The organism is Patescibacteria group bacterium (assembly GCA_028707065.1).
Lineage (GTDB): Bacteria > Patescibacteriota > Patescibacteriia > Patescibacteriales > WJLG01 > JAQTUZ01.
Genome location: JAQTUZ010000005.1, coordinates 44,135 through 55,603 on the forward strand (window position 1 = coordinate 44,135; position 11,469 = coordinate 55,603).

The 11,469-nt window shown below is 47.8% G+C and carries 9 protein-coding genes; all 9 read right to left on the reverse strand.

What is annotated here, in order from left to right:
- Positions 1-54: 54 nt before the first annotated feature.
- Positions 55-1,803 carry an Ig-like domain-containing protein gene (locus PHE24_02720; protein MDD4902027.1) on the reverse strand — a complete coding sequence of 583 codons (1,749 nt, stop codon included), beginning with the start codon at positions 1,801-1,803 and terminating at the stop codon, positions 55-57.
- 128 nt (positions 1,804-1,931) lie between these two features.
- Positions 1,932-2,396, reverse strand: a complete 465-nt coding sequence (locus PHE24_02725; protein ID MDD4902028.1) for an Hsp20/alpha crystallin family protein — start codon at positions 2,394-2,396, stop codon at positions 1,932-1,934.
- A gap of 157 nt (positions 2,397-2,553) precedes the next feature.
- Entirely contained in the window at positions 2,554-4,401 is a 1,848-nt protein-coding gene (locus PHE24_02730; GenBank protein MDD4902029.1) for a dockerin type I repeat-containing protein, read from the reverse strand.
- The gene (locus tag PHE24_02735; protein ID MDD4902030.1) at positions 4,398-4,874 is read right to left on the reverse strand and encodes a hypothetical protein; all 477 of its coding nucleotides are present in this window, start codon (positions 4,872-4,874) and stop codon (positions 4,398-4,400) included. Before PHE24_02735 ends, PHE24_02730 begins: the two co-directional genes overlap by 4 nt.
- 172 nt (positions 4,875-5,046) lie before the next feature.
- Positions 5,047-5,952 (reverse strand): SUMF1/EgtB/PvdO family nonheme iron enzyme, encoded by a 906-nt coding sequence (locus tag PHE24_02740; GenBank protein ID MDD4902031.1) that lies wholly within the window; start codon positions 5,950-5,952, stop codon positions 5,047-5,049.
- A gap of 193 nt (positions 5,953-6,145) precedes the next feature.
- A complete protein-coding gene (locus PHE24_02745) occupies positions 6,146-7,228 on the reverse strand; it encodes a hypothetical protein (GenBank protein ID MDD4902032.1) in 1,083 nt (360 codons plus the stop codon).
- 35 nt (positions 7,229-7,263) lie between these two features.
- On the reverse strand, positions 7,264-8,277 hold the full coding sequence (locus PHE24_02750; GenBank protein MDD4902033.1) for a hypothetical protein: 1,014 nt from the start codon (positions 8,275-8,277) through the stop codon (positions 7,264-7,266).
- Between the two features lie 171 nt (positions 8,278-8,448).
- Positions 8,449-9,570, reverse strand: coding sequence for a hypothetical protein (locus PHE24_02755; protein MDD4902034.1), 1,122 nt, complete (start codon positions 9,568-9,570; stop codon positions 8,449-8,451).
- A gap of 562 nt (positions 9,571-10,132) precedes the next feature.
- Positions 10,133-11,179, reverse strand: coding sequence for a hypothetical protein (locus PHE24_02760; protein MDD4902035.1), 1,047 nt, complete (start codon positions 11,177-11,179; stop codon positions 10,133-10,135).
- Between the last annotated feature and the right edge of the window lie 290 nt (positions 11,180-11,469).

Here is an 11,469-nt window from a genome sequence, read left to right on the forward strand (position 1 = left end):
AGCTATTTATTGTCGTAGTGGAAAACCGTTGTTTTTTAACGCCCTATTTTGAGCCTATTCGATCTCTTTTTCCACATCTTTAATCTCCTTGCTGATGAATTCCTGGGAAATATCCAAGGCTTCGTTGATCTTATCGCGCACGCGTTTTTCCGACTCAGAGTAGCCGGATTTTTTGTCGGCCAGCTCCATCAATTCATTGACTTCTTCCTTAAGCGCGGCGAATATTTCATTCAGCCGCTTTTCCAATTCCTGCGACTCTCTGATCGCCCGATCTTTTCTCTGCCTATTCTGCCGCTTTAAATAAATCATCAAGCAAATGAGGAAGATGATCACTAACAAGAGGAAAAGAATGATCCAAGTTCCATAAGCGGTGATGAGCGAAGGAGACTGGACCAAGAGGCCCTTGCGCGAACTTTCAGTGCTTTGCGCGCCGCGGCTGTCGATCACTTGCGCCCAAACGTGATATTCGCCCCTGGCCAATTCATTGTGCTGAAAATAAGTCCAGTTGCCGTCGGTATCGGTTTTGGTCTGCAGAGTTTTGATATTTTTATCATCCTGGGAAATATAAATATTGATGGTCGCGTCGGGATAAAAAGAAGTTCCCTGGATCGCCAGTTCCGCGCCCTGATTGATCGTCGCTGGCATATCGGTAATGACCGGGGCCTTCAAGGGTTCCACGGAAAATTGTTTGGATGAACTGGCCGTGTTCCCGGCTTGGTCGGCTACGGCGATCTGAAGCAGATGCGCGCCTGGTTTAAGTATCGGCAGCTGATAAGGATTTTTGAGATATTCCGGAGCGGCATATTCCTTGATTTCTCCGTCTAAATTAATTTTATACTTGGCAATGCCGGAAGTTACGTCAACGGTGACAAAGGACAGTTTCGGCGTCGGGTTCGTGGGATCGCCGCCGTTATCGATGTTGATCGCGAAATCGGTTGGCGGCTTGGTATCGATCAAAGTTTGGCGGGTTGCGACCGGCCCCCAACCGGCCTTATTTTGAAATTTTAAATGCAGAAAGTTCCGGCCATCGGCGACGTTGGAATAAGTTTTAGTTTCGATGATGCCGTCGGATTTCTTTCCCGGGTCGGTTGAAGAGCTTTGGTCAAGGGAAAGGCTGACCGCGGAAACATCGGGCAAAAGTTTCCAGCTAAAGACCGGATTATTATTGGCATACCAGATATTTTCGTCGGGATGGGTGGCCGAATCGATCTTGGGCTGGGGCGGCAAGGCGCCGCCGACCGTTGGCTGGGTCGGCTGGGTAGTCGGGACAGTTGAAGTCGGCTTGCTAACCACGGGCGTTTTTTCCTTGAAAGTATATTGCGCGCCCGAAGTATTGGCCAAAATGTTGGTTCCCTGGCCATCGGCGGCCAAGGCGCTGGCCGAAGAAAAACTGGCTCCGCCCGAACCTGCTTTTAAAACCGCGAAGTTTACGGAAATGATCACGCCCGAACTGCCTTTATAAGCGGCCGGGGCTCCGCCCGAGTAAGTTATTGTCCCGGCGGTATTGGAAAAATTAGGTTCTGCCGTCCAAAGGCTGAAAACCGAATTATTTTTGGAGATGCTTTTAACCACCAAATAATCATTGTCGAATTTAATATTGCCGTCCGAGGCGTTAACGCCATTCCCCCCGCCGCTATTAAGAACGATGTTGACGTTAAAAACATCGCCGACGCTGTAAGTTCCGCTGGAAGGCGATAAATACAAAGTCGCCCCGGCAGCCCGGACGCTCGCGGCCGGCATAAAACCAATCACAAAAGAAAGGAAAAAAATTAAGGTAAAAATTCTCGCGAATTGCTTGATCATAATTTATAAAAATATCCAATAACCAATATCCAATACTTTAAACAATATTAAAATATAATAATATCTAAAATTTAAATTATTAAAATATTAAATTATTTTTTTAAATATTTATTATTTGATATTGGATATTAATTTTCCTCTTCCATCTCCTTCACCTCGATCCTTTTCTTTCCTCTGGACTGGATGCGCAAGAGCGGCAATTTCAAAACCAAGACCCCGTTTTCGATGATCGATTCGATCTTAGCGACATTGATCTCCTCGGGAAGGATTATCTGGCGATAAAACTCTCCCCAGCGGTTTTCCTGGCAAAGATATTCTTTTTCTTCGTCTTCGTCTTTGATCAATTTGGGAATTTCTTTTTTGCCGGAAATAGTGATCACGTCGTTCTCGCTTTCCACGAAAATGTCCAGCTTATCGGTTTTCACGCCGGCAATCGGCGCAAAAACCACGATCTTCGAGGAAGTTTGATAGATATCCACATCCAATTGCAAATGCTCGGTAGAATCTTCATCCAATATTTTTTTCGGCAGCTTCTCCCCTTCTTCAATGTCGACCGCCTCGGTTTTTTTCTTTATTTTGCTTAAAAAAGACATAAATTTAAAAATTATGAAGTTAGAAGTAAGAAGTAAGAATTTTTTTGAATATCTTTAAATATAAAAAATAAAATCCTAATCTTATTATAACACAAAAAAATCAAACAACAAAATAGCCAAATTTTTCGATATTTCTTACTTCTTACTTCTTGCTTTATTAACCGGTCCAGCAATACATCATGATGGAAAAATCGACCAGGTTGATCTTGCCGTCTTGATTGATATCGGCATTGGCATTATTCGTTCCCCAGTAATACATTAAAATGGAAAAATCGACCAAATTGATCTTGCCGTCCTTGTTGATGTCGGAGCGGGAACAAGGCCCTTGCTCGAGCTTCTGACCCACGCCGCAGAGGACTTTTTGGCTCAAAGTGCTTGAACCGATCTTGGCATAAGAAGTCAGCGCCGTTAATTCATAAATCCCCCGGCTCAATCCGGCGGTGGGAAAAATCGAACTCCAGCGGCCGTCGGCGCTAACTTTTTCTTTCTTGGCGCTTAGTAATTTTTTGCCCGGGTCGTTCATTTGGACGATCACCCACACGTTGGGGGCGCTTTGTCCGGAAACGAAAATATTTTGGCCCAGCTCAATTGTCGTGCTGGCCAATTTGATCGTCGGCGGAATCAAAATATTAGTCACATTCGTTTGCGTGTTAGCCTCGATCCAAAAAGTCGTGGGATAGGCGATCGAATTTATCCCTTCGGTGTCCTTGGCCACCAGGGTAAAAGTATATAATCCCTTTTTCAGGCTGCCGACCTCGGCAAAAAAACTGGCGTCAGGCCTGGCCAGCACCGATCCCAATAACTGGCTATCCTGGGAAACGCCGATGCTCGAGCCGGGGTAAGCATAGCCGCTCAAAGCCACGCTGGGTAATTGCACGTTTTGGAGAGGAAAAGGCTTGAGGATGCCCGTGCCTGAACCGCTGCCCGAACCCCTGCCTCCGCCGCCGCCACCGCCGCCTCCTCCGCCGCCACCGCCGCCCGTGCCGCCGCCGGTTCCCGTGCCCGTGCCGCCGCCCGTGCCGCCGCCCGTGCCGCCCTCGCCTTGCGCGGCCACGCAAAAATGAATGAGATAATCGTCAAAATTCACCGTGTCTTCGACAGTATCGTGACAGCGGACAAAATAGGAAAAACAGCGGGCGCTGGATAAACCGGTGATCATGATGGTGTGATAGAGATCGTCGGAAGTATAAAATTCATCGGTCATGTCGTAATAATCCGTCCCGCTCGCCACGCTATAGCGGCAAGTGGCGTCATAGTTGGTCGTTAAGGACATGATCGTCTGCGTTGTTTGCGCGGTCAAAGTGCCGGTCGGCAAACCGTTGGCGCGAATTTTTATCAAGCCCGCGCTCACCGCGACCGGCTCGACCATCACCACGAAAGTTCGGACATTATCAATGACCGCGTCGGCCGCGTTATAAGTCTTGACATCAAGCCAATAGCTTCCGGCGCTGGAGGCGTTGATGATCTGATTTACGCCCAAACCGCCAAAGGCGGCGTTCTTGCCCATTTTTATCCGCACTCGATCATGCGCGGCAATGCCCGTGGAAGAATTCAAAGTGATGGTGATCTTTCCTCCCTGGCCGGCAGTAACTGCCACGCCGTCGGTGCTGGTGGCGGCCACATCGCCCAACTGGCGATTGAGAAAAATATCAGTCCCGGAAGCGGCCACGGCCAGATCCAGATCAAAATAATCGAACAGAGCTGGGATGGCCAAGCCGTTATTGGCGAAGCTAATGACAATTTTTCCTCCCGGCGGCACTGCTTGAGCGGTATTAAAATTAACCAGATGATTAGTTGAAGTTGCCGGCCGAGAACTGTTGATCAGATCATAGGCTTGATATAAATTGGTGGCCCGGGCGGAAAAGGCCGAAATCAAAAAAACGGCCAGCAAACAAATAAAGCCGCCCAGGACCTGTTTGATAAGTCCATTTCTATCATGAAAGCGACTTATCCGGCCGGCTCTGGAAAAATAACTGATTTTGTTAAATTTTTTACCAGTGATCATTTTTGAAAATCATTCTCATTTTGAAGATTGTTCTCTTTTTTCTCTTCCTGCGGCGGCGCTTCCTTCCTCTCCCATTGGGCCAGAATTTCCAATTCCTTTTCGCGGCGGCGATCAAAATAAAAATTAAGGACTACTAAAGCCGCCAAAATGCCCAGCGCGAGAAAAATAGCCAAAAGCAAACCGCTATTCCAAAAGTTGTCCTGCTTCTGCCTTTGCGCCTCCTGATCATTGAGCGCCTGTTCTCTGGCGTTAAGCTGTTTTTCCTTTTCGTCAAGCTGCAGCGCCAATTGGTTGATCGGGTTCACCGCCACGGTGGCGGAATTGTTGATGCCCGTGGCCGCGCTCAATTTATTACCCAAGAAAAAAACCAAATTCAGGGGATGGAGAAAAAGAAAAAACAGAAAAAACGATAAAATCACCGCCAGGCAAAAGATCAGCGCCGAGTGATAAATTTTTTTAATGAAGAAAAACATTGGGAATTAGTTAACTGGTTAATTAGTTAATTAGTTTACAACTTAATAAGTTTAGTGATATAAAAAAATTAAAATATTATTTCATGTTTAAAAATAAACAACAGTCTTATTCTTTCTTTATAAAGTTGTAAAATTGTAGACTAATTAACCGATTAACTAATCAACTAACCGGCTATTTCGCGCATCTGAATCCCGTGCCCGTGCCCGCTTCGGACGGCGGCGTCACCAGATAGACGGAATATTGCCCGGCTTGATCATTATTACCCCAATAACCGCCGCGCGCAATGCCGCGGGAGCCGGTCTTTTTTATCCAAAAATAATCATCGTAATAATTAGGATCAGCTTGGTCCGAATTGGTATCAGTGGGCATGGCCAGGGAATTCACCCCCTTGATATAACCGTCGTCAGGCAGGGCGTTGCCCTGATATTTTCCGTCTTCGACAGTCCCTTCCACCCATTCCCAGACGTTGCCGATCAAGTCATAAGCGCCCGCGCCCGAAACGCAATTTTTTCCCGAGCCGGCCGGTCCCGGCTGTTTGACCCAATTATTGGCCACTTGGCAATCATCAGCTCCCCAATTGCTATTCTTATCCGGAGTGGCCAACGCGGCCGCCAGCCATTCTTCGTTGGTGGGCAAGCGCTTACCGGCTTTGGCGCAGGCCACCGCCGCCTGATTTTGCGAAATATAGCGCCAAGGGATCAAGCCCGCTTGCGAGGCCGGCTGGCAAGACTGGTTTTCCAAATTAGTTCTGGTTTGGTCCTGATTGGCCGGATCCTTGAAAGAGCAGCCATTGCCGGCCGCGTCTTCATATTTATCCAGGCAAAAACCGCCGGTCGAACCTGGAATAAAAACCATCTCGGCCGGACAAAGAGAATTATTTTTCGCCTTGTTGCCGAACAAACTGTCGCTCGCCTTGATCCCGGCGGTCGTCAAAGCCACCGCGACGATCATCACGATCAGCCACCTTATCCAGCCAGATTTTCTTTTTCCGCCCTTTTCTTGATACTCAAAACGCCCGGAATCTTGCCTTCCGCCGGTTGACCTTGCCTTATGTTTTAAATCCAATACTTCGGACATTAAAAACAGGTATTAGTTAATTGGTTGATTGGTTAATTAGTTGTGCAATAGAAAATTTTTAAAGGATTTGACTCGGCCAAAAATTTAAAATATTGTTTCATTTTTTAAATCATTAAATTTCGATCGCCATATTTTATTGAACAAAATTGATGAACCTGCAGACTAAGTGCCCAATCAACTAATTAACTAATTACTATGATTTCTTCCTCAAATCAATCACTTTCTTTTCTTCCAATTTTTCAGCCGCCCCGGCTTCCTTGATCGTTTTTTTCTCGGCTTTTTTTCTGGCTGTTTCCGCGGCTTTCAACTGCTTTTCCAGACCCTTCACCGAACGGCGGATATAATAGCGCACGAAAATGAAAATCAAAACAAGGAAGAGCAATAAGCCGCCGCCGATGAGCGAGAGCCAGCGCCAATTAAATCCCCAGAAAAAGAAAGTGGCGAATTCGGTTTGTTTGGCCTGCTCGCCATAGGAAAGCGATAATTCCGCCCGATAGCGATTGATCAAAAAGAAATTATCGCCCGACCATTTCAAATTATCCCAGGTCCGTTCGCCTTTGGGCAAGACATTGCCGAAATCGCTGGCGATATTCACCGGGATTTCCCCCTGCTGTTTGCCGAACATGTCGAAAATCCTGATATCGCCGGTCGGCGCGAGATGGACATTGCCCAAATTGTCAAAACGCACGCGGAAATTTCCCTCGCCGCCCCGATAGATCCGGTTGCTAAAAGTGAATTCCCTGATCATCCCTTTCTCCTCGATCGCTCCGGCCACTCTGGCCAAAATCAGCGAAGAGATATAAGAGGTGACTTTTATTTCCGTGCCTTTGGCCGTTTCCGCCGGCGGATTGGTGCCGATCAAAATCGCCGCGTAATGCCCGCCGGGCTGGGCGTTGAGCGGCACGTCGATCGAAAAAGAAAAAGTGGCGGTTTGGAACGGCGGCAAGTCCTGTTTCTCCTGGCTTAAAGTGATCCACTGGCTTAAATAAACGCTTTTATTTTCCGGCGTCTCCGGCAAATTGCCGTTATTTAAAAATTTTATTTCGCCGTTGCCGTTATCCGCGAAATCAACTATTTTGGCGTAAACGGTCACCGGATAACTATTATTGTTAACCGCGTTAACGGCCGTGGCCAAACTTTCACCCGGCTCCATATTAATCTTCATCAGCGGCGGCGTGATCGTCAAAGCCAAAGCAGAGTCATTGGCGGCCCAAACCAAACCCGGGGTGAAAATTAAAAAAAATGAAAATATTATAAAAAAAATTTTTTCAATCATGGCTTTCATGGGCTTAGGGAAATTTAACCCCTCGTTTATTTTTTTAAGTTAATCACGTATTTATGGTGGTGGCGAGGAACGGAGCCGGGTTCGGCTTCAAGCTCATCGCCGTTTTTTTCCATAGGTGAGACTGATCTTTTCTCCTGCCTTTTTTTGTGGATGAACCAGGCCGCGCCGTAAAGCAATCCCAAAATAATCGCCAATAAAGCGATAAACAAAGCCAGGGGCAAATAGGAAAAGTAAACGATATCGGTCAGATTTTTCCCGTTATTCTGGCCGTAATCAAGATTAAGCATGGCCTTGAACTTTCCCGGCCCAAGAGCAAGCTTGCCCGCGGCGGAAAAATCTTTTACTTCGTCGGGAGCAATGGTGCCGCCGGCGATCGACAGTGAACCGACTTCCTGGCCGCCTTTATTGTAAATGATTATTTCGCCAGTTGGCGCCACCGGCTGATTGCCGATATTTTTTATCTTTAAAACAAAGCTGATATTGTTTTTCGTAAAAAGAGCGCTCGCCGGCTGGAAGCGGTTAATTTCCGCTTGCTCTACCTGATGCTCGACCAGATCCAGATTGATCTGCACTTTCGCGGCGTTCATTTTTTGATCGCTCGCTTGCGCCTCGGGCAGATTGCCGCCGGCGGGAAAAGAAATGATCGCGTGATATTTTCCGGGCCGGGCGTTAGGGCTGGCGGTGATGCGCAAAGTTTGCGTCGCGGTTTCGCCCGGCGGAATTTCGATCACCGCGCGGTAAAAATCGATCCAGCGAACCAGTGAGGCATCAGCCGGAAGATCAGACGGATCGCCATAAGGAATTATGCCCGCGGCAGGCGAAAGATCGTTGACTTGCGCGTAAACATCGGCCCGAGCGGCGGAATTATTTTTAATCGCGATAGTTTCCTCCAGGCAGATTCTCCCCTTTTCGCAAGCGGCCACGTCGATCACCGCCGGCGTAACGCTTAAATCAAAAATGGTATCGGCGGAAACGATCGCGGGCGAAAAAAACACCGGCAACAGCAGACTAAAAAATATTAATTTTTGCAATAGGCGCATTTTATTCAAATTGAGGGGAAAACCCTTGATGGTCCCGCCGCGGCGGGATCAAGACTCCCTTTTCCAAGGTGCTCGGGTCGCTCCGTTATCCGGCCGACTCTCGCGGTTATTTTATGCCCCGCAGTTTGCTCGCGGGGAATTATAGATTAAAAACTATCCGCCGCTAAACAGTTAAAATAAAATAAAGTAAAGGATGGCGATCACCGCCGCCGCGATTCCCGATAAAATCAAGAAGGTCAGCGCAATTTCATTTTTCTCGCGCGGCGATTTTTTCTTGGTTAAAATTTGTCCGCCCCGCAAGCCCATCTTCTTCAAGGCCGCGTTGATCGCCATTTTCCGATAAACTCGCAGAAAAATCAGAAAAAGAGTGATCAAAACCAAGAGGCTCGCGCCGACCGAAACGAGTATTTTGACGGGGAAGATCCAAAAATACCAAAACATCGTCAGAGTTTTTCGCCCTTCGCCTCCCAATTCGGCGGGCGTGCCGTAACTTAAAACCAGTACTGCCTGATAACGGCCGAAACCGAAACTGTCTTTCCAGTTAGCGGCGAACAAACGGGCGCTTTTCGGCAAAATATTTCCCCCCTTGTCGTTAACCGGCAAAACCGCCACCTTGCGGCCCAGCATATTGCTGATTTCGATCACACCCATGGGCTTGATATGCACGTTGCCCAAATTTTGAATTTTGGCGGAAAAATTCACGGAAAAAGGCGTGGCGTAAAAAATTTTATCAGTCTTGAATTCGCGGATATCGGCGCGTTCATCGGCAACGCCCTCTATCTGCAATAAAAGCAAAGCTGCCGCCTGTTCGGCCACGCCGATCGCGGCGCCCTTTTCCGCCTCGCCCGGTTTGAGTTTCGGCGCTTGGGTGCCAAAAACGATCGCTCCGTAATACCCGCCCGGCCCGACATTGGAAGGAACATTGACCGTAAAAGGGATCGCCCGGCCTTGCCCGGGTGAAAGAACAATGCCGTCGGTCGAAATATTTATCCAGGAAGAAATATAATTGCCTGCCTCGGTTCCGGGCACGATCAATTCCGCTTTGCCGCTTTCATCTTCGGCCGCGGCTTTAAAATCTTTCAAGAAAGCGTAAAAAGTTATCTCTTTATCCGATTGATTGGTTAAAGTGATCGCGCTAGTAAGCACATCGCCGGGTTTGACCATTTCTTCCAGAATCGATGGCGTGACCTTAATGGTGATTTGATTGGCATCCGCCGCCTTGGCCGCGCCAAATGGCATTAAAAAACAAATTGCCATTAATCCCCAAATCGCCAATTTTTTTTCCCTTAGCATAAATAATAACACCGGCTGATCTTCCGTGGGTGCTGTCGTCGAATATCGATTCAACGACAGGATCCTCTTTTCCCAGCCGTCTTTTCTTATTGAGATGGTTTTACAACCATCTCATTGAATTATCAATAATATTATAGCAATCCTTGGACATTTTCTCAACTGCCGAATTGTTACTAAACTGTGCAAAAATATAACGCGAATACCACGAATTATACTCGAATACCACAAACCATTTATAATTCCCCTCTTGCTTGCCCCGCAAAGCGAAGCGATGCGTGGGGGGGTGGCCGCGCCGCCTTGTCCGCCTCGGGCGTAGCGAGACGGGGTGGAAGTCCCCTCTTGGGAGGGGTGGCCGGCCCCTGGCCGGACGGGGTGGGTTTATTCTTCTTCCTTATTATTGTTATTTTTATTTATCCACCCTCCAATAATTTTCAAAATATTTTTAAATAATGTCAGGAATATACCCTCCCCGCCTCGCCGGGCTCGGCACCCCTCCCGAGGAGGGGACAAACAAAAAAACCGCCGGTGTTCAACCAGCGATTTTATTTTTTGATAAAATATTTTAGTAGGTCGGCGTGCAGATGTAAGTCAGCGTACTGGCGTAATCGCCGGCTTCCTGCAGGGCGCTGATCTCGATGGAATAAGCCACCGTTGACGAGCCGATGCCGGTAGTTAAACCATCAGAAGGGCCGTTATGATACATGACTTCAACCGGAGTCGTGTGCCAAAAACCTTTGTAAAGCGAGCCGGCGAAAGGATTGCCGTCGCTTAAAACCGTATCGCCGCTGGTCAGGCCAAGATGGCCGTAAGTGTGGGCATTGCCCAAAACACCGGTCGGCGGCGCCCAGGCCAAGGGCGTGGTGGAGGCGGCCGCGCCGTCTCTGAATGAATCGATATCGGCGCCATTGCTGGCTAGCAAATTATGATCCTGCTCGACCGTGACCGTATAGCCATAATTGGCGTTAGTGGTGACATTCAATTTCTGGCACATGGTCTTTTCGACTCCCGGAGTAAGAACTCCGAAAGCTAAAGTATTAAAAGTCGAGGAGGCGGTGCAGGGAACGCCGTTAACCGAAGTGGAAGTGGTCGAGGCTATGCCGGTAATCGTAAAAGTCAAGGAAGCTTCGACAGTCGCGGTTACGGCCACGCTGTTGACGATCGCCACGCGGAAAGTGGAATGCTCGATCAGCGCTCCGCCGCTGGCCTTAGTATTAATGGTGATCAACTGGCTGCCGACCGTGGCCGGATTGGTAGTCCCGCTCAAAGTGATCGTGTAAAGGCCGACGGCCAGACCTCCCGTATAAGCGCAAGTTACGGTGTTGCCGGTTCCACCCTCGTCTCCCGCGTTGGGACAGATTAAATTACCCGACGAAATATCAGTGAAAGCCGCGGGAAAAATTATTTCAATATAGCCGTTAGCGCCGATCGCCTGGGTGGTCGAAGCGACGATCGTGTGCGTGACGTTGGCCTCCAATACATCGGAACTGGAAATCGTATCTTTGACACTCTCCATTGATATCGCGTTAGTGACCCGGGGAACCGAACCATACATCAACAGCATGCTGAGCATGAGCAATCCGATGATAAATTTTCGTCTTGAAATTTTCATATTTTTTTTCTTGCCTTACCAGCCGACCGTCGGGAAATAATTATTTATAAATACTTTAAAAATAGCCTCCTATTCCGCTTAAGCGATAGCTTGCTTAGGACGCGTTCAGAATAATTTTATCTCCTCGTTTTATTATACCATAATTCAGTTTAAATTATAACCCCCTGTCTATCTTTATTAGCCTATTGACCTTTTAATATCTTTTCCCTTTAATTTTGGCTAAAAAAAGAATGAATAAGCTCAAAATTAGAAATTTGAAATTCGAAATTTGCTTGAGCCTGTGGATAAAC

Coding starts and splice junctions, on each gene's coding strand:
- PHE24_02720 (MDD4902027.1), bottom strand. CDS start 1,803: ATGATCAAGCAATTCGCGAGAATTTTTACCTTAATTTTTTTCCTTTCT.
- PHE24_02725 (MDD4902028.1), bottom strand. CDS start 2,396: ATGTCTTTTTTAAGCAAAATAAAGAAAAAAACCGAGGCGGTCGACATT.
- PHE24_02730 (MDD4902029.1), bottom strand. CDS start 4,401: ATGATCACTGGTAAAAAATTTAACAAAATCAGTTATTTTTCCAGAGCC.
- PHE24_02735 (MDD4902030.1), bottom strand. CDS start 4,874: ATGTTTTTCTTCATTAAAAAAATTTATCACTCGGCGCTGATCTTTTGC.
- PHE24_02740 (MDD4902031.1), bottom strand. CDS start 5,952: ATGTCCGAAGTATTGGATTTAAAACATAAGGCAAGGTCAACCGGCGGA.
- PHE24_02745 (MDD4902032.1), bottom strand. CDS start 7,228: ATGATTGAAAAAATTTTTTTTATAATATTTTCATTTTTTTTAATTTTC.
- PHE24_02750 (MDD4902033.1), bottom strand. CDS start 8,277: ATGCGCCTATTGCAAAAATTAATATTTTTTAGTCTGCTGTTGCCGGTG.
- PHE24_02755 (MDD4902034.1), bottom strand. CDS start 9,570: ATGCTAAGGGAAAAAAAATTGGCGATTTGGGGATTAATGGCAATTTGT.
- PHE24_02760 (MDD4902035.1), bottom strand. CDS start 11,179: ATGAAAATTTCAAGACGAAAATTTATCATCGGATTGCTCATGCTCAGC.